The sequence below is a fragment of the Rhodothermus bifroesti genome (genome assembly GCF_017908595.1).
Lineage (GTDB): Bacteria > Bacteroidota > Rhodothermia > Rhodothermales > Rhodothermaceae > Rhodothermus > Rhodothermus bifroesti.
In genome coordinates this window covers 23021-48376 of sequence record NZ_JAGKTL010000001.1, presented here as the reverse complement: position 1 = coordinate 48376, position 25356 = coordinate 23021, and the positions used below count along the sequence as shown (strand labels likewise).

Genomic DNA, 25356 nt, shown 5'->3' with positions numbered 1-25356 from the left:
GGAGTGTAAGTTTACGGAGTGAGCAATGGTCCGCGTTTTTTTGCTTGCTGGATGTTTAGGACTCCTCTTGGGATGCCATAATGCGCAGCATGCTCCGGCTGATGATCAGGCTCTGGGCTGTGATCCTGACAACGGAGGTATTACGCTGCCAGCCGGTTTTTGCGCTCAAGTTGTGGCCGATGAGGTAGGACGGGCACGGCACCTTGTTGTGCGCGACAATGGGGACATTTACGTCGCCTTAATGGAGCTGAAAAATGGCCATGGCATTGCTGCCTTGCGCGATACTACGGGTGATGGTCGAGCCGACGTGATCGCTTACTTTGGTGAAGTTCCAGGCACCGGCATCGACATTTGGAATGGGTATCTCTACTTTGCGCCAGATACAGCGTTGCTGCGCTATCGGCTTGTTGAAGGCGAGCTGGTGCCTCAAGGACCGCCGGAACTGGTTGCTGGCGGATTGCCCGAGCGGGGACAGCATGCGGCCAAAACCTTTGCTTTTGACCAGGCCGGCTATGTGTATGTCAACATTGGCGCTCCCTCGAATGCTTGCCAGTCGCGTGATCGCCAACGTGGGGTTCCAGGCATGGATCCTTGTCCACTGCTTGAGCAGTACGGCGGTATCTGGCGCTTTCGCGCTAACCTGACGGGCCAACGTCAGCAGGACGGCCTTCGCTATGCTACGGGCATTCGCAACGCGGTAGCCATTGCTTGGAATCCATGGGCCAACGCCCTCTATGTCGTCCAGCATGGCCGAGATCAGCTCAATACGCTTTGGCCAGAGTACTTTGACGCTGAGGACAATGCCAACTTGCCTGCTGAGGAATTTTTCCGGGTAGATGAAGGGGATGACTTTGGCTGGCCTTACTGCTACTACGACCCTATCCAAAACAAAAAGGTATTGGCGCCTGAGTATGGCGGCGACGGCCAAACGGTTGGGCGGTGCGCACAGTTTGAGGATCCTCTGGTGGCTTATCCTGCCCATTGGGCGCCTAACGACCTGATCTTTTACAACGGTACGCAGTTTCCCGAACGCTACCGCAGCGGTGCCTTTATCGCCTTTCATGGCTCCTGGAACCGCGCGCCGCTGCCGCAAGCAGGCTATAACGTAGTCTTTCAGCCCATGAACCCTGACGGTACGCCCTCTGGTGCATGGGAAGTGTTTGCTGATGGGTTTGCTGGGGCTACGCCTATTCAGAGCACAGGGGAAGCGCGGCATCGGCCCATGGGGTTGGCTGTTGGACCTGACGGTGCGCTCTATATTAGCGACTCGGTACGCGGCCGCATCTGGCGTGTAGTGTATCAGGGAAGTTAGGTGTCGATAGGCTGAGGGTCTGGGATAGCAATCGCTAAAGCGGGTAACGTTACCCGAACGGTGGTGCCTTGGCCAACTTGGGAAGCAAACCCAAGCACGCCGTTGTGGAGCGTGACGATGCGGGCTACCAGCGCTAGGCCTAGTCCGTGTCCCTCAACGCCCGCCGCTGTTGAAGGCACGCGGTAAAAGCGCTCTGTAATGTGTGGCAACGCTTCAGGAGGAATGCCCACGCCTGTGTCGCGCACTTCTAGGACTACTTGCGTTCCAGACCGCATCACGGTGACCTCTATGGCGCCTTTCGGCGTGTATTTGAGGGCGTTATCCAGCACGTTGCGTACCACTTCCTTGAGCAGTGTGGCTACCCCCATCGTTTGGGCTTTCGGATCTAAAGCAGCGGTCAGCGCGATTCCCCGAGCGGCAGCGCGTGCCCGAAACGGCTCAAGCTCTTGCGCTACGAGTGCCGATAGGTCAACCGGCGTAAACGAAAATGGTGTTTCGGGTTGGTCTAGGCGACTCAGCAGTAGGAGGTGCTCTACAAGGGTGGTTAGGTGTTCCGTTTGGCGCAGTATGTTGTGAAGGGTTTCGCGATAGTGCTCTGCAGAGCGGGGGCGTCGCAAGGCTAACTCTGCTTGTCCACGTAAAATAGTCAGGGGGGTTTTGAGTTCATGGGAGGCATTGGCTGTAAAGCGCCGAAGCTCGTCGAAAGCCTCATGCAGACGGCGCAATAGGTCGTTGAGGGCTGAAAGTAGCAAAGCGGTTTCTCGATCTAAGGGGCCTTGAATCCGAATTGGCTCGTGGAGCCGATCGGCCGAAAGCGCAGCTGTAGCTTGGGTGAGTTGATGTAGGGGGCCCAGCACGCGCTGGCTGCTTAGGGCTAAGAGCAACAGGGTCAATCCAGACAGCACTGCCCAGATCAAGCCAATGCCAAGGGCTGTTTGGCGATAGAGGGCTAAAAAACCGGGCTCCAATCGGGCCAGTTGCAGGGCACCCAGGTAGCGCTGCTGAGCGTCGTAGAGCGGATAAACTACGTAGTAGAGCGTGTGGCTGCCGATGCGAAAAGTCCGTAGCGGCTGCCAGAAGGGCTCCTGTGCAACAGGCGGGTGCAGCAGCGTTTGGGGATAGGGTGCACCCAGAAGGGCAATATTGTCCGATTGGCGGAGCAGCCGACCCTTCGCGTCAAAGACCTGCAAAAAAAATGGATCGATATGCCGCTCAAGCAGTCGATGGTGGGGCTCATCCCAATAGTACGCCTCGATCTGCAGCTCGCCCCCCTGTACAATTGCGTGGGCGACCAGCTGGGCTTCGTTTTGCAAGGGCAAGCGCGCCATCTGATTAATCCAGACATAGGCCATGAGCCAAGCGGCTAGTCCTGCCAGGCCCAGCGCCATAACGAGGATGCCCCCGCTTTTTCTTAGCAAGCGCCTGCGAAAAGAAGGCAAATAGGTTAGGGTTTCCATCGTGTCGCCCCTCCCGGTTCGTAGCGGTACCCGACGCCCCAGACGGTAGCGATACGTCCTGGGCAGCCTGCCGCTTTGAGCTTTTGCCGTAAGTAGTTGATGTAGACTTCGACCAGGTTGGTCCCCCGATCAAAGTTTTCGTGCCAGACTTCGCGGTACAGTTGCGCGCGCGTTAGTGCTTGGAGGGGGTGCTGAAGCAAGTAGGCTAGGAGGTCAAATTCTCGAGGGGTAAGATGCAAGGGCTGCGTGCCGCAGCTTGCCGTGCGGGCTTGTAGATCGAGCGTTAAAGGCCCGTCGCGAAGCACTTGGCGTAGGGCTTGGCGCTGGCTGCGGCGCAGCAAGGCCTCGATGCGGGCCAGCAGCTCTTCGAAGGCAAAAGGCTTAGGTAGGTAATCATCGGCGCCAGCCCGCAGGCCGCGCACGCGGTCTTCTACACCGTCGAGTGCTGTAAGCACCAAGATGGGCAGCTCCGGCCAACGGCTGCGTACGCGACGGCACAGTTCAATCCCATCGATGCCAGGAAGACGTACGTCCACGATCATTAAAGCTGGGGGGAAATGTTCTAAACGTGCCAGTGCTTCTTCGCCGGTGAGCACCCAGTCGACCGCATACCCTTCTTCCTCTAGGCCTTGGCGGAGAAGACTTGCCAGCTTGGCTTCATCTTCAACGACCAATAAACGGGCAGCCATGGGCTGTAGTTTTGCTTGTTTTTACGCGCCAGCGCTGCTAAAGCTGCTTACTCTAAATGAAAGCTAAGCCTGCTTTAATCATTTTCTTAGAACTTAGGTCGTTGGGGGATCGATTCAATCTTGGCCATAAGGTTTATGAACGATGCGTTGGTGGATACTACTCGTCAGTTTAGCTGCTTGTCAGCAGGCGCCGGTTGAGCAATTATTGCCAAAAGCTACAGAAGCGCCTGCTTCGGTGCGCCCGGTAGCCGATTCAGCTGCGCCACGGGTCTTGCGCCTTACGGCTGAGCAGCAGCGTCAGCTTCAGGTGCGCGTTGCGCCGGTGGTTTATCAGCGGGCCTATTACGAGGTGGTTATTCCGGGGGAGGTGTATGCAGCACCTGGCCTGATGGCTCAGGTCGCCAGTCCTATAGATGGCCGCGTTGCACGGCTCCAGGTGCGTGAAGGCGAAGCAGTGCGTCGGGGACAGGTGCTCTTGGAGCTCGAAAGCCTCTCTTTTGCTGAGCTGGTTTCTGATTTCCTTGAAGCTCAGGCCGAAGAAGCCTACCTAGAGCGCCAACTTGCGCGGCTCAAGCAGCTGGTAGCGCAAGCACTCTCGCCGCAGAGCGCGCTGGACCGGACCGAAGCTGATTTCGTGCGTGCGCAGGCGCAGCGCATGGCTGCTGAGGTGCGGCTGCGTGCGCTAGGCATCACCCCTGAAGAAGCGCAGCAGTGGGGCCGACAGGAGCGGCCGCTTTTGCCCATTCGCGCGCTGATCGATGGCTATGTGGATCAGCGCCAAGTCGAGCTGGGCCAGGCCGTAAGCGCACATCAGGAGCTCATGCGCATTTTGAATCCGACGCGGGTGCATATTCGCGGCTTCTTGGCGCCAGAAGACGCTGTTGGGCTGGAGCCAGGCGACTCTGTCAGGCTGGTTTTGCAGATGCCCGATTCGCTAGTGCTGCAGGCTCAGGTGCATACGATCAACCCTGCACTTGATCCCGAAAGTCGTGCCGTTGTGGTCAATATTATCTCCGACACGCGGCAAGGATGGCCTAAGCCAGGACAAAGCGTGCGATTGCGGCTGCAGCTTCAAACGCCTCAGCCGGTCTATGTGGTGCCGCTGCAGGCTTTGGCTTACGACGGGCAGCAGGCGATTGTTTTTGTGCAGCACACGCCCGATACCTATGAGGTGCGACCCGTTACCGTGTGGCGCATTGACGAACGCCAGGTGCTTCTTTTAGCGGGGGTCCGCCAAGGCGAAGCCGTGGTGGTGGAGCCGGTTTTTAGCCTTAAGGCACTCCTGCGCTATGCCGAATTTGCCGAGGAATAGCCATGCTGCACCGCCTGATCGATTTTAGCCTGCGACAGAAACTCGTTGTGCTAGCGCTGGTAGGCCTCATGGCCTTTGGAGGGCTGACGGCCTTGCAGCACATCCCGATCAATTCCCTGCCAGACGTCACCCCAGTTCAGGTCCTCATCCTTACCAAAGCTGGGCGTTACTCGCCTTACGATGTAGAACAGCTGGTGAGCTTCCCTATTGAAACGGCCATGACGGGCCTGCCGCACGTAAAAGAAGTGCGTTCCATTAGTCAGTTTGGCCTCTCAGCTGTAACAGTCGAATTCGAAGAAGGCACCGACATCTACTTTGCCCGCCAACTGGTCGCCCAACGGCTTCAAGACGTGCGTGCGCAGCTACCGCCAGACGTATCACCGCCTCAGTTGGGACCTATTTCTACGGCCTTGGGAGAAATCTATCAGTACGTTGTTCGAGGCGAAGGCTACTCGCTTACTGAGCTGCGCGAAATCCAGGACTGGGTCATTGCTCCTCAGCTGCGGGCTGTGCCAGGCGTAACTGAGGTAAACAGCTTTGGCGGATTTGTTAAACAATACGAAGTCATCGTTAACCCTGAGCAGTTGCGGGCGCTTCGCTTAAGCCTTCGGGACATCATTGAGGCTATCGAGCAAAACAACAGCGTTTCTGGGGGAAACTACCTGGAGCACAACGAAGAGCAATACATCATTCGGGGGTTTGGGCAAATCCGTACCATTGCAGACCTGGAGCGCATCATTGTAGCCCGTCGGGGTGATCGGCCCGTTTATCTTCAGGATGTGGCCCAGGTGCGCTTGGGCCAGCAAATCCGGCAGGGTGCTGTAACGCAAGATGGGCGCGGAGAAGTCGTGACCGGCATTGTGATGATGCTGCGCGGCGAAAGCGGGCGTGAGGTCATCCGGCGCGTGGAAGAAAAGATTGCCGAAATCAACCCTAGGCTTCCTCAGGGGGTCCGTATCGAGAAGTTCTACGACCAATCAGACCTGATTGCGCGCACCACAGGCACCATAAGGGACAACCTGATCAAAGGAGGGTTTCTGGTCATTGCCGTGCTGTTGCTATTGCTTGGGGAAATCAAGGGTGCGCTCATTGTGGCCTCTGTTATTCCGCTTTCGATGCTGTTTGCCTTTATTGGCATGAAGGCCTTTGGCCTAGCTGCCAACCTGATGAGCCTAGGGGCGATCGACTTTGGCATGATCGTCGACGGCTCGGTAGTGATGGTGGAAAACATGGTGCATCGTTTGGAGGGAGAACATAAAGGCCGTAGCCGGCTGGCTGTGCTCCGGCAGGCCGCGCACGAGGTAGCCCGGCCAATCTTTTTTGGTGTGCTCATCATTTTGATGGTCTACGTGCCCATTGCCACCTTCCGGGGCATGGAAGGCATCCTGTATCGCCCCATGGCCATTACGGTAGCTGCGGCAGTGTTGGGATCGTTGCTTTTGGCGCTGGTTTATGTACCGGCTGTAGCAGCGCTGGTGTTTCGGCGTGGGGTGCGTCTGCGGCGCAATTACGTGATGGAATGGCTACGTCCACGCTACCAGCGTTTCCTGGAAAAAAGCTTGCAGCGCCGCAAGAGTACTTTAGCAGTAGCGCTGCTGGTCTTTGGTGCCGCTTTGGTGCTGCTGCCTTTCTTAGGGACCGAATTTTTGCCCGAGCTGGATGAGGGTTCCATTTTAATTGAGCAGGTGCGCATGCCTAGCACGACGCTGGAAAGCTCGGTCGAAAAAGCCAACTGGCTAGCCGGAGTGCTTGTGCGTCATATCCCAGAAATTCAGACGGTAGTTCCCAAAACCGGCCGCAGTGATCTGGCCAATGACTGGATGGGGGTGCATCAGACCGACGTGTGGATCATCCTAAAACCGCGCCAGGAGTGGCGGCCCGGTATCACCAAGGAGAAAATCATTGAGCAAATCCGTCCCTTTTTAGAGACAGAGCCCGGTTTGGCCTACAACTTTACGCAGCCGATTGCAATGCGCGTTGATGAGCTGACCTCGGGCATCCGGAGCGACATCGCTGTAAAGCTTTATGGCGAAAACCTCGATACGTTGATGGCCATTGCCACGCGCATCGCCCACCAGCTGCCTTCCTTGCCTGGTACCGATAACTTTTACGTCGAGAAGTTCTCTGGTCAGCCCTACCTCAATATCGAGATCGATCGCGAGGCAATAGCAGCCTTTGGGCTCAACGTCGAAGACGTGCAGCAAGTGATCGAGGCTGGCTTAGGTGGCATGCCGGCGGGCCAGGTTTTTGAGGGGCAGCGCCGGTTTGACATCGTGGTGCGCTTCCCAGAGGCCTATCGCAACACGTTTGCCGCTATTTTGGAGGCGCCCGTAAGCCTTCCGGGTGGAGGTACAATCCCCTTGCACCGCGTAGCCCACATTCGGGCTGAAGAGGGCCCGCGGGAAATTGCGCGTGAAAATGGCTGGCGTCGATTGGTTATTGGGATTAACCTCAAGGATATCGACATTGGCACGTACGTGTCGCGTCTCCAGCAGCTTATTGAGACGCACGTGCAGCTGCCGCCGGGCGTTTTTCTAGAATATGGTGGCGCGTTTGAAAACCAGCAACGGGCGATGCGCCACCTCTACATTGCGGTGCCGATGGCGCTTTTGATCATTGTGGGGTTGCTTTACCTTATGTTTGGCCAGATGCGCTATCCGATGATGATTCTCTCGGTGTTGCCGTTGGCCCTGGCCGGGGGTGTTTTCGCGCTGTGGTTGCGGGGGATGTACCTGTCTGTTTCCGCTGCTGTGGGTTTTATTGCACTTTTTGGCGTAGCGGTGCTTAACGGCGTGGTCTTGGTGGCACACCTGAACGCCTTGCGTAGGCAGGGTTTGTCGGTGCGGGAGGCCGTAGTGCAGGGAGCCACCGACCGGCTGCGTCCCGTACTGATGACGGCCTTGGTGGCCAGCCTGGGTTTTGTCCCTATGGCCCTGAGCACCGGACCGGGCGCTGAGGTGCAGCGACCGCTGGCCACGGTTGTGATCGGAGGGCTGATTACGGCTACGCTACTTACACTGCGTGTGCTTCCGGTGCTGTACGACTGGCTGGAGCGGGATGATCGTCCGCCCCGTGGTCCAGAACCCGAATGGGAAGGAGACGGGCAAGCTGCCGCAACCGTAATGGGTACACAAACCTAAAAAGCACGATGCGCGTTTGGTTCGTTGGCCTTGGAATGCTTTTCAGCGCGGTTGCCCATGCGGCCGCTTATAGCGCTGTGCCGGACACGCTGGATATCCGGGCTGCCCTTAGTTTGGCGCTTGCCCAACATCCGCAGCTTGAAGCCTTGCGAGCCCAAAAGCAAGTACTCTCGGGACGCAAGCTGCAAGCTTACGGCATCGAAAGTCCAGAGCTCTACTTTTTTCGTGAGGGCATCGGAAGCGGCCAGCACTTTGCTGAGCAGCGGTGGACGCTCGTGCAACGCTTTGACTTTCCCCTGACGATATACTACCGCGTGCAAACAGTAGTGCGTGAGCAGCAGGCCTGGCAGGCCGCGCTTGAGGCTGAAGAGGCACGCATTCGCGCTGAGGTTAAGCGTGCCTATACAGATGTTCTTTACGCCCAGGAGCTTCTTCATCTGCGCCAAGAAGAAGTGGTTTTGCTAGAGCGCCTACGTCAAGCTGCACAAGCGCGCCTTGCTGCTGGGCTAGCCACTGAACTAGAAGTGGTGCGCACCGAGATTCAGCTGGCCGATGCGCAGTCGCGCCTAGAAGCTGCAGCTCGAGACTTCGTGCAGGCCCGCTATGAGCTGTTTCGGGCCATCGGCCTAGATCCTGAGGCGCAGCGCTACGACGTCGTCTTTCCCGATACCCTCGTCTATATCCCAGTGACGATCTCACAGGAAGCCGTATTAGCACGGCTGGCACAGCTACCCGAGATGCGAAGCCAACAGGCAGCGGTCGAGGCAGCCCGTTTTCACCTGCGACAGGCGCGCACGTCGATCTTGCCCAAGCTGCAGCTCGACCTGTATCCACAGGACTATGGGGATGGATATCGATTTTTAGGTTTTCAAGTTGGGCTTTCGCTGCCCCTTGGGTTTCTGCCATCCGCAAGTGGACGCGTGCGCGAAGCCCGAGCACAGTATGAAGCGCGACGCTGGGAAGGGCGCGACCTCCAGCTGCGGCTCAAACAGCGGGCTGAAGCCGCTTGGCATGGCTACGATGCTGCTCGCACCATTGTGGAGCGCTACGCCCGCCAAGTGCGCGACCGATCGCGCGAGCTTCTGGCACGGCTCGAGCAGGGCTACCGAATAGGTGAAGTTAGCCTGATCGAACTGCTGGATGCACAACGCCTTGTTTTAGAGAGCGAGCAGCGCTATTATGAAGCGCTTCGAGAATACTACCATCGGCTCATTGAATTAGAGCCTTTTTTGGATCAAGAGCTAACGTATACCTCCCGTTAATCCAACCTGGACGCACCATGAACGCTGCCCACCTTCAACCTGTGCTGCCTTTGGATACTGCTCATCTTCACCTTATGGTCAACCACTTGCCGCTTTTTGGCGTGCTGCTGGGCCTGCTTGTAGGCCTCTATGGCGCTTGGCGACGTGAGGAATCCATCGTGCGCGTGGCGCTCATGCTGTTTGTGCTGGCTGGTTTAGGGGCTGTTGCAGCCTATTTCACTGGCCATGGTGCCGAAGAAATGGTTGAGGCCCTTGGCCGCTCGCACGATGCCATTGAAGCCCATGAGGAGGCAGGCAATCTGGCAGTTTATCTGACAATCGCCTTGGCAGTGCTCTCGCTTGTCATGTTAGTCCGTCGGCGGCCAATAGCCCCCGCTTGGCGTACTGCCTTGTTTGTAGTGGCGGTTGTCACTTTTGGGGTGGTTGGCTATGCAGCAAATTTGGGCGGACGCATCAGCCACCCAGAAATTACAAATACCGTGCAGCGCGAAGCCGGTCGCGCTTTGATCCCAGAGGCAGACGAGGTGGGCGACGTCGAGCACTAACCCCAGATTGCTGCTACCAAGCAAGGGGGCGTCCTAGTTTGAACGGCACGCTTTGAGGTTAAAACTGGGCTAGCCAGCTTAGGTAAGCAGCTTCTAGGCTAGTGGTTTGCGGTAGGCGAGCTCGAAAGTCGGCCAAAGGTCCGGCAAAGCGTACCTGTCCACGTTGCAGCACGATCAGATAGTCACACAGCTGTTCGAGCCTACCGAGCTGATGGGCGCTAATAAGCAGCGTTGCGCCTTCGCGGTGGCGTTCCTGCAGGAGCGCCACCGCGGTGCGAAGGGCCTGGGCATCCAAGGTTTCAAACGGCTCGTCGAGCACGATGAGCCGGGGTCGATGTAGCAAAGCCAGAATAAAAGCTAGCTGCCGGCGCATACCGCTCGAGTACGTCTCAATCCAACGGTCCAGTGCGGTGTGGACTTCAAAGCAAGCTGTTAGGCGTTCAATTTCGCGCTGTGCTTGCACCGGTGGTAGTCCGTAGAGGTGCGCTGCTAAGGTGAGCTGCTCGCGACCCGTTAAGCGCTCCATCAAGCATAGATCTTCCAACATGAAGCCCACCTGGCGTTTGTAGCTGTGCTGCCCCCATCGAATCTGCTGGCCGAACATGAAGATTTGCCCCGCGTCTGCTTTTAGCACATTAGCTAGGATGCGAAGCAATGTAGTTTTGCCGGCGCCATTGGGCCCCACTAGACCACAGCATGCCCCTGGAGGGAGGTGAAATGTCACTTCCTTTAGGGCCTGCACAGTGCCTTTTCGACTGCGGAAGCGTTTAGAGCACTGATGGACTTCAAGTGCGGGGATATCCATGGGCATCAAGGGATAATTCTTGGATGTCGAGTTTACGGGCGGCGCGAGCACATAGGCGCGCGTGGTAGAGCCAACAAAGTGCTACGACCAGTAGGACCACGGCAGGCCAAAGGTAGCTGAGCAAAGCCATGCCTATTGTAAGCAGTTGTGCCCATCCTGCCAGGAGCTCTGCTGTAAAAGCTCCCTGGGCTAGCCAGTAGCGATAAGTTGGGTAGTAGGCAAGCCCAACAGTTAGTCCTACGCCTATGCCCGACAGCAAGGCGGCCGCCATAGGCAACAGATCACGCAGCCCATAGGCTGGATGCACAATCAGCCAAAGAACCACTAACCCCAATGCCCCTATGCCCTGGCGGAGCAGCAGCACGTAGCTTTTCGTGCGCAAAAGATCAGCCAAATCGCTCCCCCATACGCGGTAGCAGCACCACTCCTGATCGCGGACAAACCACTGAAAAAAAGGGGTAAAAAGGACGAATGTACTGCTTACTACATAGATCAACCGTAGCGTTTCGTGCGCTTTAGGAGCATAGCGGCCGATCTGTTGCAACAGCAACGCCATAAGCCCAAGGGCCAAAAGGAATGGCCATAGCTTTTGATAGCGGCAATGCAACCGATAAAGCAGCCTAAAGCGCGTGCACATGGGTTAGCCGCGCGTAAGTGCCCAGGCAATCAGAACTGCTGCCGTAACATGGGTTGCTAAGCCCGCGACAGCTTTGCATACCGACGCACCGCTCAATGCTGCCGCCATCGCTTCGCCATAAGGCCCCAAAAGCGGTACATACTGCAAGTACGCAAGCATGTGGCCCATCCATGCTTGCATCGCAGAAGATGCATTACTGGCAACAACAACGAGACCTAAAATCCAAAAAACAGGAATAAAGGCGACAGGCAGATCTCTCCGGCCGTGAGCCTTTAACCCCCATCGAAACCATCCTGAAAAAAGAAGTGCTACGACCCCAATGAGAAACAAAAGCGTGAGCCCTAAAGCTGCAAGTCCTTTGGATAAGGGAAAAACCATCAATAAACCTATCCCAAGTCCTATAGCGTATAGACCTATGCTTCCCAAGATTCCAGGCTCGAATAGAAAAAAAGCAAACGCATAGCCCTGCAAATTAGCATAGCGCCAAAGAACAGCCCGGTGCCAATCTGTTTTACGAGAAAGCCGATAAGCCATGTAGTATAGTAACAAAAACACAAATAGCAGGGCCCCCCAGCTATAGGTTAAGGCATTGCCGAGATTTTCAGGATGCATGCCCTGAAACAGCGCAAGCGACAGCCCAAGAAGAAATAGGGTGAAGCCTAAAAAGCCAATCAGCACCCCAAATCCCAGCAAAGACCACCCCCGAGCAATTAAACGCTGATGCCAAGAAATCCAAAACCTTAAACACATGCTGCAATCGTTAATCCTGTGATTTTGGGATTAAAGATAGCATTGCCCAAATAGGCTACCCATCCGAGTGTGCCCACAGGAGTAGAAAAAAAGACCTAAAAGTGCCGTACTCATACTGGCAGCAGGGCATGCTAGCCAGGTTGGCATATGAAAGCTGCTGTCCCGAACGGTTTGTGCCCATGCAGAGGGAATGCCAAGGCTACTTTGCCAGATAAAGACGAGCGTGACGCATAGCACATTGCGATTTTAAAGTTGCGCGGTTGGCTTTAAAAGTACATGCAAGTAGGAAGGGTTAAGTTGAACTTGGATCGCCTCTAAATTTTTCTATTTCAGCATCCTAAGACGCGTTGTGGCGTTAGGAATGCCGCGAGGTTTTTAATGGAGCGTCGAGCAAAAGTCTGTGTGGGGTTCGTCGGTTCAGGTAGGGGTTGATTTAGCAATTGGGCGGCTGGTGCAGTGTTGTGAAGCGTGCGGATGGGAGCGTTGGTTGCTGGTAATAGCTGGTGTTGTGGCAAGTGCGGTCGTTCTGGGGTGTTGCAAATGACGGATGTACTAGGTGCCTGCTGAGTGGAAGCGCATGGTTGGGCGTTTGGGGCTTAAAGACATGCATCGCCAGGTGCTCTTTGTGGCGCTGACGCTGTCTGGGCTTGTTGTCGGTTGGCTCTCCGATTGGCTGCAGGGACCGCCATTTGTGGCAGCTATGGCCTATGGTCTTGCCTATGTTTTTGGTGGATGGGATGGACTGCGTAACGGGGTCAAGGCCCTTAGGCAACGTACGGTGGACATCGACCTGTTGATGGTATTGGCTGCGCTGGGAGCACTTGTGATCGGTGCGCTGGCCGAAGGGGCCATGCTGCTCTTTTTGTTTTCGCTCTCAAATATGCTTCAGCATTATGCTTTTGGGCGTTCTCGCCAGGCTATTCAGGCGCTGATGCAGCTTCGGCCCGATCGGGCCCGTGTGTTGCGCGACGGTTTGGCAGTTGAGCTTCCTCTCGAGGCCGTGCGGGTGGGGGACGTGTTTGTGCTGAAGCCGGGGGACCGTGTGCCTCTCGATGGCGTGATTGTCCGTGGGGAGAGTGCTTTGGACGAATCCACGCTTACGGGCGAGTCGATACCTGTTGATAAAGGTCCTGGCCAGGAAGTTTATGCGGGGACGATCAACACAACGGGCAATTTGGAGGTGCGCGTAACGCGCTTGGCTTCCGACGCGACGCTGGTGCGCATGATTGCGCTTATCGAGCAGGCTCAAACCGAAAAGGCTGTTGTGCAGCGCCTTATCGATAGATTGGAGCAGCCCTATGCTGTGGGTGTATTGGTCGTGACAGCGCTGGCTGTAGCAATCCCTGTGATTTTTTTCCAGGAGCCTTTCACCCAGGCCTTTTATCGTGCGATGACTTTGATGGTAGCTGCTTCACCCTGTGCGGTGGTGATCTCGACGCCGGCGGCTGTGCTTTCGGCTATTGCAGCCGGTGCGCGACGGGGGATGCTCTTTAAGGGAGGTGTTTATTTGGAAGCCTTGGCACGTGTGCGGGCTGTTGCTTTCGACAAGACAGGGACGCTCACTGAAGGGCGGGTACGTTTAGTGCAGGTGGGTGTTTTAGAAGCAAGGCTTTCCGAAGATGCGTTGTTACAGTGGGCAGCAGCCGTTCAGCAATACTCAGAACATCACTTAGCCCGGGCTACTCTCGAAGCTGCTCGCCAGCGCAGGCTCACAGTTCCGGAAGCAGAAGGCTTTCGGGCAGTGATAGGACAGGGAGTGCGGGCGGTGGTGGAAGGAGCAACCATACATATCGGTAATCTGCGCTACTTTGAGGCCTGGGAGCAGAACAGTTTGATCAAAGGCTGGGCCGCAGGGCGAGCAGTCCTAGAAACGCTGGCACGCCAAGGAAAAACTGCGGTCTTGGTCGTGCGTGAGCAGACAGGGCAGCGTGAAGTGCTTGGCTGGCTTGCTTTTGCGGACGCGTTGCGTGCTGAAGCAATGGAAGTGATACAGCAGCTCCGGCGCTTGGGCATTAGCTCCATAGTGTTGCTTACGGGGGACAATCGCCACGTAGCTGAAGCTATTGGCCGACAAGTAGGGGTTGATACTGTGCACGCAGAGCTGCTACCAGCCCAAAAGGTAGTGCAGGTGCAAGCTTTGGTAGAGCAGTTCGGTGCAGTAGCCATGGTAGGGGATGGCGTTAACGATGCAGCGGCGTTAGCAGCATCTACCGTAGGAATTGCTCTGGGCCGTACCGGTACCGACGTGGCCTTAGAGGCAGCTGACGTAGTGCTCATGAGCGACGATCTGCGACAGCTGCCTTATGCTTTGGCGCTTAGTCGGGCAACCCGACGGACGCTGAGCATAAACTTTGCAATTGCTTTTAGTGCGATAATCTTGATGATTACCACTATTTTTCTTCAGGGGTTACCACTTCCGCTCGCTGTGATTGGACACGAGGGTTCTACCGTACTGGTTGCTCTTAATGGCCTGCGGCTGCTACGGTATGGCTTTGCAACTTCTTAAGCGGCACCCGATAAAGCCCAGTAGGACCGGCTAGGTAAAGCATCTGCTTTTTGCGGTAAAGACGGGTAAACTGCACTTTGGGCAAGCCGAGCATTTGCGGTGAAAGCAGATGGGCTAGGGCGTGTTCTAGCACGCGCAGCTCTTGCAGGCCGGTGTGCGCTTCGAAGCGGGGAAGTTCGCGAAGTAGCACGAGTCCTTCCTCGGTAGCCAGCAAATACTTCCCATTGGGGAGGTCTATCGCATCGTAGATATAATTGCCAGGATGACCAAGATAGGCGAATTCAACCGGCTGGGCTGTAGTATCGATAGGGAAAAAGCTAATGGATTCGCTCATGATAACCCAAAGGCCTGTGGGTAGTGGGATGAGGTTTTCAACAAGGTTATCCGGCAGGCCGTGGTTGCCCGTTCCTTCTTCAGAGTAGATCTGCCATCCCCTGGTTGTCTGCCGAAATAGGCCAATACCGCTTCCCACCCAAACTGTGCCGTCGGCGGTAGTGCTTAAGGCATAAACAGGCGCGACAGCCAACACGGGGTGCCAGCTAGTATCTGTTTGCGCAAAAACGCCGTAGCGTTCAGTTCCTACCCAAAGGCGATGCTGCTTGTCCAGCGACAGCGCGCTTACTGCAGGAAAGCGGTTTAGTGCAGGTAGCGGTACGCGTTCGGGCGACGCATTAGGCGCATCTAGGCGCATTAGCCCAGCTTCGGTGCCTAGCCAAAGTGTTTCTTTAGCGTCGACTGTAGCGGTGCGAACGGAAGCTGGTAATACCCAACGCTGGCTTGGTCGATTGCCGCGAATCCACCATAGCATGTTCCCGCTCCCGATGATCCACCCCCCATACCAGGGCAGTAAGCAAGCCGGTGGTCCAGGAAGCCGCTCGGGCAAGGAGACCGCAACGGGTTGCGTTGATCGGCATCCTAAAAGCAGCAGCGGTAAGAAAAGCCATGCCGTACGTTGCATGCTAGAAGCCTGTTCATCTCTTTTGTGGCTTCCAGTTTAGCCTTGGGCCAAGGTCAGGACAAGATGGGCAAATGGGTTTAACAATTTGACCATATCCGGCTAACAGATCCCTCATGGTTTCCTAACACCGGATTTGTGGTTGTCGTGTAAGCTTGGGCGGAGCAAACGACTCGCCATCAAACGCAAAACGGCCATGAAACGCATTTTTCACCTGTTGCTTTTGCTTTGCGTGCCGCTAAGCTTAATGGCCCAGCCACGCAAGCACGTTATTCTATACATTGGCGATGGGCATGGCATTGCGCCACGTACGGCTACGCGCATGGCGCTAGGTCAGGGGCGCCCAGGAAGCCGATTCAGCGATGAACCTAACTTCCGCTTATTGGCCCAAGATCGGCTGCGCTTTCATGCTATGGTGACCACGCATTCGCTCAATTCCTGGATTACCGATTCAGCCCCTGGGGCTTCGGTTTACGCCGTAGGCAGGCGCGGCAAGATCGACAATGAATACATTTCGCTTGACCCCGAAACGAACGCGCCGTTGGAGACGATCCTAGAAGCGGCCAAAAAAGCGGGCTATGCTGTAGGCTTGGTAACAACTACACGGGTGACGCATGCTACCCCAGCTGCATTTGCGTCGCACATTTGGAACCGCGATCTCGAAGACTACATTGCGGCCCAGTACATTTCTGCAACCCAAGAGGAATACGAGGCCATTTTTAATGCTGGTCCCGGGTATGACCCTGCCCGAGACTGGGTGTTGCCTGAACCCAAGATAGGCGTGGAGCTCGATGTCATTCTGGGTGGTGGGGCTCGGCATTTTCTGCCCCGCACCAATCCGAATGTGCATGGCCATGCAACCGTGCGTGACCGTAATGGCCAACCTATAGTCGACGCCCAAGGCAATCCTATTTTGCTAAGCGGCCGGCGAACCGATAACGTCGATTTGATTGCGTTGGCCAAGCAACGGGGCTATGTGTATGTAAATAGTCGCGATGCTCTGCTGGGTATTTTGGACCGCTTAGGCGAATTTACCCCCAATAATGAGGTCAAGTTACTAGGGCTTTTCAACAGCTCGCATCGCAGCTATGAGGCTGAGCGCCAGCGGCTTTATCCCTGGGAGCCGTCCCTTTGGGAAATGACCATGGTGGCTATCGAGGTGCTTAAGCGTAAAAGCGACAAGGGGTTTTTCTTGATGGTTGAAGGCGGTCGTATTGATCACCTGGAACATGCCAATGCTGGCGGTATCGGCTATGCCGAGGGGCGTTATACCGTGGTGGCTGATGTGGAGGCGATTGTCGCTGAGGAAGTCTACAACGGAGGGACAAACCGCTTGACAGGGGTTTACGGCTCAGACTACATGATCAAGGAGGTGCTGGATTTCGATTATGCAATTGCAGAGGGGTTAAAGCTGATGCAGGACGCTTCGGCTGGCCAGACGTTGATCTTGGTGACTTCAGACCACGAATGTGGTGGATTTACGGTGGTTGGCCTGCATGATGCCCAGGATGCTCAAGAGAATGGCACGCGGATACGTACCTATGCTCGGGAGCCCCGAAAAACCGATGGACGCTTTACACCTGTTCCAGAAAACATCGATCGCGGCGATGACGAAATTGGCGGCTGGTTTCCGGAATATCGATTGGTGGAATTCCAAGGCAAACTGTGGCCAGAGCCTGCGGGTCCTACTGCCCGTCGCATCGTGATTGCTTATGGCTCCAATCCTATGGTCAACGGCAATGGAGGTACCATCGGCACAACGCCAGGGAATCACACGCCCCAAGACGTATGGGTAGGTGCCGACGACAACGTGAACGGCCAGTTTGCCGGCCGCCTTACAGGTCAGGGCTTGCTCGATAACACGGACCTGTTTCCGATCATGCGAGATTTTTTGCAGGTAAGCCTTACCAGCAACGAGCTTTTGCCTAAAGAACAAAAGGCCAGCTTGCGTGCTGTAGAGGCTTTTCCTAACCCGTTTGGTGAGACGCTTCAAGTGACGATGAAGCTTGAGCAGCCGCAGGTTGTGAGCTTGGAGGTTTATAATGCGTTAGGACAGCGCGTGCGTGTGTTGCGGCCATTGGTACAGCTAACGTCGGGGACCCATACGATTGCTTGGGATGGCCGGGACGATACGGGTGCTGCGGTTGCGTCGGGATTGTATTTGGTGGTTGCCCGAACCGATGATCAAATCATCTCTCGACAGGTTGTACGCATTCGCTGAGCGTGCAGCTGCCGCTGCAACGCGTGTGAGCCGCCTTCGGGCGGCTCGCTTTTTTAGATGACGTGTTGGTGGAATGCAGGTGGGCGCACGCTTTTAAGCTTCGGTAGCGGTGAGGGCGGGGAGGTAATGGGGCATTAGCTGCACAAGGGCTTGAAGCTGGGCCTGTTCCCAATGGTTGTCGCGGCCGAGTTCGGTGGCCAGTTGGCGAGCTACGGCCGGTGCCGCTTCGAGTGCCGCAGCCGCATCCAGGAACAATGCGCGGGTGCGGCGGGCCAGCACGTCTTCGACCGTGCGGGCCATTTCATAGCGGGCTGCCCAGACCACTTCGACCATGCGATAAGGCAGACGTGGATGCAGTAGCGTGTTCAACTCAGGCCTGGCGGTCAGAAGCGCTTGTAGCAATGCGCTATCGGTGCCATAAAGGTACCAAGGGTTGGTAGGGTTAAGGCGAGGTGTAGCGCCATGCAGGCGCAGCATAGCGGTAGGAGAAGGTCGGTGCGGTAGGCCAGCCACCTGCAGGGCACGGTCGACCGTTTCTTCGGCCATACGCCGATAGGTGGTCCATTTACCGCCGGTAACCGTGACCAGCCCGCGGCGCGATACGACGATCACATGCTCTCGGGAAAGGTGTGCGGTGTCGTTTTGCAGCCTACTTTGTCGCACCAAGGGCCGAAGTCCCGCAAAGACTGCACGGATGTCGGTGCGTGTTGGGGCCGGGGTTAAGTAGCGGCCAGCATGCGTGAGCAAATAGGTGATTTCATCTTCGGTAGGCGTCGGCTCTAGCTGCGCCTGGGCTACGGGTTCGTCAGTAGTCCCCAGGAGCACTTGGCCGTGCCAGGGGATCGCAAACAGCACGCGGCCATCGTCGGTGCGGGGCACAAGCAGGGCCGCTTCGCCAGGTAGGAACCGACGAGGAAGCACCAAGTGCACTCCCTGGCTAAGGGCAAGCAGCGGCGATGCTTCTGGATTGTCCATGCGACGCACGGCATCGGCAAATGCACCTGTAGCGTTGATGATGACGCGGCCGCGCAGTTCAAAGTGCTCACCGGTTTCCGCATCGCGTACCAGAACCCCTTCTAGGCGTCGACGTGTGCCGATAAGCGCTTCGACAGGCATGTAGTTGAGCACAACAGCCCCCTGCTCAGCGGCTGTCCAAGCCAGGTGCACCAGCAAACGCGCGTCGTCAAACTGTCCATCGACGTAGGCCAGTCCACCGCGCAGGCCTTCTGTTCGCAGTGTAGGAATAAGCGCGTGCGTTTCGGCAGGGTTGAGTCTGCGTAAGGTCCCTAACTGTTCTTGGCCGGCTAGGCGGTCGTAGAGCCAAAGACCTGCCCCATAAAGCAGCCGTTCCCACCATTGGCCGTAAGGCACCACAAACAGGCGTGGCCATACGAGGTGGGGGGCATTGCGCAGGAGCCGACCGCGTTCCTGCAGCGCCTCACGCACCAGCCGAAAGTCCCCCTCGCGCAAGTACCGCACGCCGCCGTGAATTAGCTTGGTGCTCCGGCTTGAGGTCCCTTTGCCAAAGTCGTGCTGCTCGAAGAGTACCGTCTGAAAACCTCGCGCTGCAGCGTCTAAAGCAACCCCCAGCCCTGTGGCTCCTCCACCAATCACAATGACATCCCAGGCCTTTTGCTTCTGCAGCCGTTCCAAAAAGGCCTCACGATGCAGCGCTGGTTGCATGCAAACTGATCGATTGGGAAAGCGGCGAATCCATCTAGCAAAAAACTTTCCACCGGTAGGGTTTTATCGGGTTCCAGACGGCGGTGCGATGGGTAATGACGAGGCCTGCCTTATAACAAGGATAAATTTGGGGGTTATGCCAAAAAAACTTTGGTTAGCTGCCAAAAACTTCTGGATAGCGCTTGATCTGTTCGTGCAAATTTTGGTCGTAGCGTAGGGTAATCACGCGATAGCCGCGTCGGATGAGCTCTTCGCGGATTTCTCGATCCCGAGCCCTTTGCGCAGGGTCATCGTGCACTGCCCCGTCGCAAAAGACGCAGATGTTGGGCTCGTAGAAGAAATCAGGGATGCATCGGGGCTCGGCGATGGACTTCTGGGCTTCATCGGGCAGCCGGTAGCCGCCCTCGGCCAGGACGGCGAGGAAACGTCGCTCTAGTTCGGAGCGAGTGTCCGTAAGGGACCGTAGCCACGCCAGGTGTTCCTGCCGCGACCGGCCCTGCACGCGCAGCTCAGTGCGACTTTCAGCCAAATCCAAAAGGACCTGTTGTACTTTGCGACGGTTGATCGATAGCGCTTCAAGTTGATTTGCGAAGCTCAACAGACATTCGTAGCAGGCTGCATGGCACTCGGGTTTCGTGTCTTCGCCAGATAGGTTGTAGTGGCAAATTTCCAAGGCGGTGCGCGCTACCTCAGACAAGGCGCCTGGCTCTTCCACCAGCCTCTGGAGCACCCCGGCGCCACCCTCCGAGGCTTCATAAAGTAGGATGGAGCGATGTTCTCCCCTGCCCACAGCCTCGGCGGCAAGCTCCGTCTCTTCGAGCTGAAAAGCCTCTTCTACTCCCCGTTTTAAGGCGTAGCGTAGCGTTGTCGCGACTGTGTCGTCTTGACGCCATTCTGTGGCCAGTAGGCGAATGAGGAGGAGATTTTGCGTCGTGTGTACCGCCAGACTCACCCGTTCCAGACGACGCTGGCGAGCGGGTTGCTTGGCTTCGCCCTCCTCGGAGGTGATGATCTCTCCGCTCTCAAAGTCCACGAGGAATCCAGGCGTGGTAGCGCCGCGCCAGCCGTGGTTGACCCGAAGTAAAGTTGCCGCTGGTGCGTAGATGAGCCGCAGCACGGGCGTCCCCCGGCTCACGACGTCGGCTTCCTGGACGCGGTAGCCGGTGGTTTCTGGCGCAAACTGGATGAACGTCTGAAGTTCGTAGCCTCGACGGCGGCGTTCCTCCTCGTCGGCGGTGATCCGGGCCCGCCGCTGCATGCGCACATTGGGCATATCGAGGATGGTGGTGACGAGGCTATTTTCGCCATCAAACCGGCTCTTGCACACTGGGCAGACGTCGGAGTCGGGGTCTGTGAAGGCACCGCAAGTGTAGCAGAACCGTTTTCGGCTCTTCCTTTCTTCTAACCCTCCGGGTGGTGCTTGGAAGGCTACGCTCTCCCACTGAGCGCCCTCGTGATAGAGGAAGTTCTGGGGAGCGAACTCACGGATGGCCAAAAAGCGCGGTCGCGCGATGAACTCACCCTCCTGTCCGCGCGGAACCCAGGCACGCACAGGCAAGGCAGGAAAGTTGTAGCCGGGGAGAAACCCCTCACTGGCCAGATAGCGGTAGGGGTAAAAATCCCCTTCCTCGCGGGCCACATCCACCTGCCGCAGCAGGTTCAACTGACGTATTGCCTCATCTTGCTTAAGTCGAGCACGATTCTGCTCTTCACGGATGCGGGTGCGGACCAACTCTGATTGTGCGGCTTCTAGTTGCTTTCTGGCAGCCCGGTAGAGTTCCCGCCAGCGATCGAAGGCGCGGTCGAACGCCTTTGGCACTTCGTCAAGCACGCGTTCGATCCATTGGTCGTTGAACCAGCCGGCCGCCGCAAGCAGCCCTTGGTCGGCCTCTAGCAGCCGCCGCACCCGCGCTTTAAGCTCCTCTTTCACCTGCGTACTCAGCTGGATCTGCTGGGCTACGTTCTCCCGCAAGGGCAGATCTTCCCGTTCCATGTCGATGACCTCCTCGATGGAACGACCCAGAGGCAGTCGTACTTCGGCCAGCCACATGGCGTGGATGTGCGCCCGCAGCAAGGCCTCATTAGCAAGTTCCAACCGGGGTGGGCGTACGCTGCCAGCCACCATCTCGGCGCGGCGTTGGAAAAAGTACTGATCGTGGCTGTTGAGCGCACCGCAGTAGGTGACGATAAGCCCGGGTTGCCCTTGGCGGCCAGCGCGACCACTGCGCTGGGCATAATTGGCGGGTGTGGGCGGTACATTGCGCAGGTGCACCAGCTCTAAGTCGGCGATGTCCACCCCCAGCTCCATGGTCGGAGAGCACACCAGATACGGAAGCCGACGGCCGAGCTCGGCCTGCAATTGGCGGTCTTGCACATCCCAGCGGAAGCGCCGCTCGCGCCGCTCCCGTTCGCCGGGCCGCACCACCTGAGCCGTGTGCTCTCGGGCCTCAAGGGCCGCAAGGCTTGCGGCCTGCACCTGGTAGAATCGTTGGAAGAATGGGTTTACCGTTCGAGCAATTTCTGCATAAGCTCCGCCCGACGCGCGACGAGAATAAAGGGGATCGGGAGGGGGCGCCGAACCATCACCCAGGCACCAGCGAAGGCAAGCAGCGTCCAGTTGATAGCGCTGGTGGTCGTCAATCGGTTCGAGGCGAGCGAGCAGCCCATGCTGCACCAAAAGGTCGAGAAGGTGGTCCAGGGTTGGCCAGTACGCATCTCCGCTCACGCCGAGTCGCTCTTTGAGGAACCGGCCGATCAGGCTGCGCTCGCCCAGGCTGAAGCCCCCAGCATCGCGGTTGGATTTGCCAGGACGCACAAACCAACTGGCGGGGCGCAGTTCGTCGTAGTCCGGGTCTAGTCCCCAGAACTCATTCAAATACTGCTCGGAGCGCTTGCGTAGCTGCTGCTGGAATGTTTCGTTCAGAACGCGGGTCTGAATCGCCAGCTTCCTGCGAAACTGGTCAAGGATAGCTCGCAGCAACGCCTTTCGCTCTTCAGTCGACGCGGCCGCAAGCCGAGGACACACAGCCGCGAGATCCGGGCTCTGGCAGAGCCCTTCTAGACCGCGGTACTCTATCTTCAGCAACCCCACCTGTTCCAGGTTCGGATGGATCACCCGCCAGCTCCGGCGTAAGTCCTCGTAGAGGCGGTATTCTGTAAGATCGGTGAAGACGCGCCAGACTTCTTGGGCGGCAGCGGAGCCCGGGTCCAGCTCCGCATTTTTGGCGATATCGGCGATCGTGAGTCCCGATGCCTCAACCACCGCTTTGGCGATGCGGTCGAAGGTGAGCTCCTTTTCTTTCGCAAGGGCCGAATAGAGTGCCGCACGCAATAGCGCCACGTGAACGAAATCGTTGAAATGCCCGGCCTGGAGCGAGGCATCCTGACGGTTATCTGTGAAGGTCAGGAGCTTGTCACGGGCCGCTTGGGTGAGGGCGGCGTGGCGAAGGAGGGAGGTGGCCAAGATGGTGGTTGCGCTGGAGCGCCCTTCGCTAGAGAGCGAGGCCAGCTTGGCGAATTCCCGTTCACGCGCGGTGTAAAACTCCCCGCAGGTGAGGCACAGCGAAAAGGGTTCAGGCTGCCACCACATGGCGTGCGCGCCCGGCTGGGGTACAATGCTGAACGCGCCGTCTGGTTGCACCCAAACCTTTTGGGGCACGCGCTTCCGCCAGGTGGGCTTGAGCTTACCGTTGGCGTTGAGCCACTCTTCGGGCAGCTGCTCTTCTGACCAGTCGCCTTCCGGCCGGGCCAGCATGAGATAGCCGGCGCTTTGGTCTTCTTCCAGTTCGATGCCTAGAGGATGAGGCAGAAAGCGCTCGTCTTTGCGCAGCACATGGTAGTAATCCTGCCCGCATTGGCGGCAAAACTTCAGCGGGAAATAGAGCTTCTCGTTACCGGCCTGAAGTTGGCCTTCCAGGGAAAACGCACGCTTCTTGGGGTTTTCCATTGTAGCATAAAGCGCGCGGCCCTGGCTGATGAACTGGTGCAGTTTGAAGGCGAAGATACTACCTCTGTGCACCAGCACCTCCCGCAGCCGTTGGACGCATTCCTCCAGCTTAGCACCGGTGATGTCGGCAAGGCGCTTAGCCACCTCCGAAAGTGGCCTGGGTGTGCGGCGTTTGAAGCCGCCGTCTGGCTCCGGCTCGATTCCTAGCTCGTACTCTAACCAGCGCACCAGCGGATGGTGCTGGAAACCTGCTTCATCCTCCGGTAGCGGCGCCGAAAGCGCCTCCTGGAGCTCCACCTCCGCAGGTGGTCCGCCTACGGTAAAAGGCTGTAGCGTTTCCTCAATGACTTGCTCAGGCGTGAACGGGTGCCCAAAGAAGCGCGCGGCGAATTCGGCTACGGCTTGCTTTCGCTCCGCGGATGTAGCTTCACGGCTGGCGATCATGGTGGCGCTGGTGGCGATCTGTACAAGCTTCGGTGCCGCGCAGCGCTCTTTGAGCCGCCGCACCAGCATGGCCACATCCGCTCCTTGCCGGCCCCGGTAGGTGTGGAGCTCGTCAAAGACCAGAAACCGCAGACCGCCGCCTGTGCGATCAAGAAGACGCTGATCCTCCGGGCGCACCAGAAGCAGTTCGCCCATCACATAGTTGGTCAGCAGAAGTTGCGGGGGATGTTGTCGTATCTGCTCTCGCTCGTCGTTAGTAGTTTCGCCCGTGTATTTAGCAAAGGTCACGGGAAAGGGCTTGCCGGTGCGGCGTTCATAGTGCTCCTTGAGGTTCACCAGCGCCTGAAATTGGGAGTTCACCAGCGCGTTCATGGGATAGACGACCAGCGCAGCTACCCGTCCGCCGGTATCGGGGTAGCGCACCAGGTTATCCACGATGGGCAAAAAGTAGCATAGGCTTTTGCCGGAGCCGGTACCGCTGGTGATAACGAAGCTTTCGTTGGCCAGTGCTTTACGGATAGCCTCTTCCTGGTGGCGATAAAGGCGGAACGGTGCACCATCAGGGCGCCGGAACACCCGCGCCGTCTCGGCAGCAATGAGGCCCTCCTGGGCCAACGTGTCTACGCTGGCCCCAGCAGCATAGGTCGGGCTGAGCTGGAGGAGCGGCTCGGGCCAAAGCTGGGCTTCTTCTTTTAGCGCTTGGTGCACAAACTCCCGCGCGCGTTCATCGGCAATCAAAATGAACGAGCGCACAAAGTCCTGGTAGTCGGCGAGGACGCTCTGGTGCAAATCGAAAATGGTCGCCTGTTTACTATGGTCACTCATTGCTGATCCTTTTCCCAATACCCATCTTCGAGAACCTTCCAGGGCAGGGGTTTATTACTAACCGTACCTGGCTGCCAGTAAAGCTCAGGGCCTGCTTGAAGTTTGTCATCATCCCAACCGATCAGAAGCTCGTATTCCCCCTGCATGTGCATTGAATTGGCGGGGACGTGGGCTAAGATGCGGCAAGACTGCTGCACCACGGGGTCTGCCTTGTCGTATTCTACAGGACAGCCGAAGAAGTCCGTAACCTTCCTGCATGCCACCCACCGGATCTTGCCCAGCCCGTAGCGCGTGTCGCCTCCGCACCAAAGCACCTCCGGAACCGGGGACCCGCAGAGCTGCAGCTTGTCTTCGGCGGCACCGGTCCCAGACTGCACGAACACATAGCCGACCAGGGCCACAGGGCGCCCGCCCATCTCGTCTCGCCAATATGGACCGACAACCTCAAACTCGCGCAACGTGCCCTCGTGGGCCGTATTCGACTCGGGCGCAATGGCCGTACCGGGGCGCGTGCTCAGGAGGCGCATACGGAACGCGCGATTCTTTTCGGATTTGGCCCTATCTTCTCGCTCCCACACCAGTCCCTTGCCTTCTCGATAGCGTGGCAGCCACGCTTTCCACTCCCCATCCACCTCTTCAGCAGGGTACAGATAGCTAAAGCGGGTTTCTTTCTTAAGTCTCTCGCCGATCCCCTTGTAATCAGGAAAAGAGGTCGCCTTTGACCGCGCCAGCTCGGCGGTGAGGGCGCCCCAGAGCGTGCGGGCTGGCACGTAGAGGCGGGTGCGGTTCAACATGCCTGCAGGCGCCATTCCGATGTGCAACGGCGATTCCACCTGCCACACCCAGCGGTAGAGCGACCAAGCCATG

The 25356-nt window shown here is 57.4% G+C and carries 16 protein-coding genes; 7 read left to right on the top strand and 9 right to left on the bottom strand.

What is annotated here, in order from left to right; all coding sequences use genetic code 11:
• The first annotated feature begins 25 nt into the window (after positions 1–25).
• Positions 26–1312 (top strand): PQQ-dependent sugar dehydrogenase, encoded by a 1287-nt coding sequence (locus J8E65_RS00145; protein WP_210373331.1) that lies wholly within the window; start codon positions 26–28, stop codon positions 1310–1312.
• Here the strand turns inward: J8E65_RS00145 and J8E65_RS00140 are convergent.
• Positions 1309–2700, bottom strand: coding sequence for a sensor histidine kinase (locus J8E65_RS00140; protein WP_237181474.1), 1392 nt, complete (start codon positions 2698–2700; stop codon positions 1309–1311). The two genes, J8E65_RS00145 and J8E65_RS00140, sit on opposite strands and share 4 nt — an antisense overlap.
• Before the next feature lie 56 nt (positions 2701–2756).
• Positions 2757–3458 carry a response regulator transcription factor gene (locus J8E65_RS00135; protein ID WP_210373329.1) on the bottom strand — a complete coding sequence of 234 codons (702 nt, stop codon included), beginning with the start codon at positions 3456–3458 and terminating at the stop codon, positions 2757–2759.
• A gap of 142 nt (positions 3459–3600) precedes the next feature.
• Here J8E65_RS00135 and J8E65_RS00130 point away from each other — a divergent pair, with 142 nt between their 5' ends.
• From J8E65_RS00130 to J8E65_RS00115, 4 genes are read left to right on the top strand one after another with little or no spacing between them, the layout of a single operon-like run.
• Entirely contained in the window at positions 3601–4770 is a 1170-nt protein-coding gene (locus tag J8E65_RS00130) for an efflux RND transporter periplasmic adaptor subunit (protein ID WP_210373328.1), read from the top strand.
• Positions 4771–4772: 2 nt separating this feature from the next.
• On the top strand, positions 4773–7910 hold the full coding sequence (locus J8E65_RS00125) for an efflux RND transporter permease subunit (RefSeq protein WP_210373327.1): 3138 nt from the start codon (positions 4773–4775) through the stop codon (positions 7908–7910).
• Positions 7911–7918: 8 nt separating this feature from the next.
• The gene (locus J8E65_RS00120; protein ID WP_237181473.1) at positions 7919–9172 is read left to right on the top strand and encodes a TolC family protein; all 1254 of its coding nucleotides are present in this window, start codon (positions 7919–7921) and stop codon (positions 9170–9172) included.
• A gap of 17 nt (positions 9173–9189) precedes the next feature.
• Positions 9190–9717, top strand: a complete 528-nt coding sequence (locus tag J8E65_RS00115; protein WP_237181472.1) for a hypothetical protein — start codon at positions 9190–9192, stop codon at positions 9715–9717.
• Between the two features lie 58 nt (positions 9718–9775).
• Here J8E65_RS00115 and J8E65_RS00110 read toward each other — a convergent pair whose 3' ends face one another.
• From J8E65_RS00110 to J8E65_RS00100, 3 genes are read right to left on the bottom strand one after another with little or no spacing between them, the layout of a single operon-like run.
• Positions 9776–10528 carry an ABC transporter ATP-binding protein gene (locus tag J8E65_RS00110; RefSeq protein ID WP_237181471.1) on the bottom strand — a complete coding sequence of 251 codons (753 nt, stop codon included), beginning with the start codon at positions 10526–10528 and terminating at the stop codon, positions 9776–9778.
• Entirely contained in the window at positions 10503–11159 is a 657-nt protein-coding gene (locus J8E65_RS00105) for a hypothetical protein (protein WP_210373326.1), read from the bottom strand. The genes J8E65_RS00110 and J8E65_RS00105 overlap by 26 nt, the downstream gene beginning before the upstream one ends.
• 3 nt (positions 11160–11162) lie before the next feature.
• Positions 11163–11909 (bottom strand): hypothetical protein, encoded by a 747-nt coding sequence (locus J8E65_RS00100; protein WP_210373325.1) that lies wholly within the window; start codon positions 11907–11909, stop codon positions 11163–11165.
• A gap of 604 nt (positions 11910–12513) precedes the next feature.
• Between J8E65_RS00100 and J8E65_RS00095 the strand changes: the two genes are divergently transcribed.
• A complete protein-coding gene (locus J8E65_RS00095; RefSeq protein WP_237181470.1) occupies positions 12514–14415 on the top strand; it encodes a heavy metal translocating P-type ATPase in 1902 nt (633 codons plus the stop codon).
• Here J8E65_RS00095 and J8E65_RS00090 read toward each other — a convergent pair.
• Complete coding sequence (locus J8E65_RS00090) at positions 14372–15373, bottom strand: ligand-binding sensor domain-containing protein (protein WP_210373323.1); 1002 nt, start codon at positions 15371–15373, stop codon at positions 14372–14374. The two genes, J8E65_RS00095 and J8E65_RS00090, sit on opposite strands and share 44 nt — an antisense overlap.
• A gap of 193 nt (positions 15374–15566) precedes the next feature.
• Between J8E65_RS00090 and J8E65_RS00085 the strand changes: the two genes are divergently transcribed.
• Positions 15567–17591: an alkaline phosphatase gene (locus J8E65_RS00085; protein WP_210373322.1), complete on the top strand. Its 2025-nt coding sequence runs from the start codon at positions 15567–15569 to the stop codon at positions 17589–17591.
• A 93-nt stretch (positions 17592–17684) separates the two neighbouring features.
• Here J8E65_RS00085 and J8E65_RS00080 read toward each other — a convergent pair whose 3' ends face one another.
• The 3 genes from J8E65_RS00080 to J8E65_RS00070 all read right to left on the bottom strand — a co-directional run bounded on the left by J8E65_RS00080 (position 17685) and on the right by J8E65_RS00070 (position 25355).
• Positions 17685–19274: a glycerol-3-phosphate dehydrogenase/oxidase gene (locus J8E65_RS00080; protein ID WP_210373321.1), complete on the bottom strand. Its 1590-nt coding sequence runs from the start codon at positions 19272–19274 to the stop codon at positions 17685–17687.
• A gap of 154 nt (positions 19275–19428) precedes the next feature.
• Entirely contained in the window at positions 19429–24489 is a 5061-nt protein-coding gene (locus tag J8E65_RS00075; protein ID WP_210373320.1) for a DEAD/DEAH box helicase, read from the bottom strand.
• A complete protein-coding gene (locus J8E65_RS00070) occupies positions 24486–25355 on the bottom strand; it encodes a hypothetical protein (RefSeq protein WP_210373319.1) in 870 nt (289 codons plus the stop codon). Before J8E65_RS00070 ends, J8E65_RS00075 begins: the two co-directional genes overlap by 4 nt.
• Between the last annotated feature and the right edge of the window lies 1 nt (position 25356).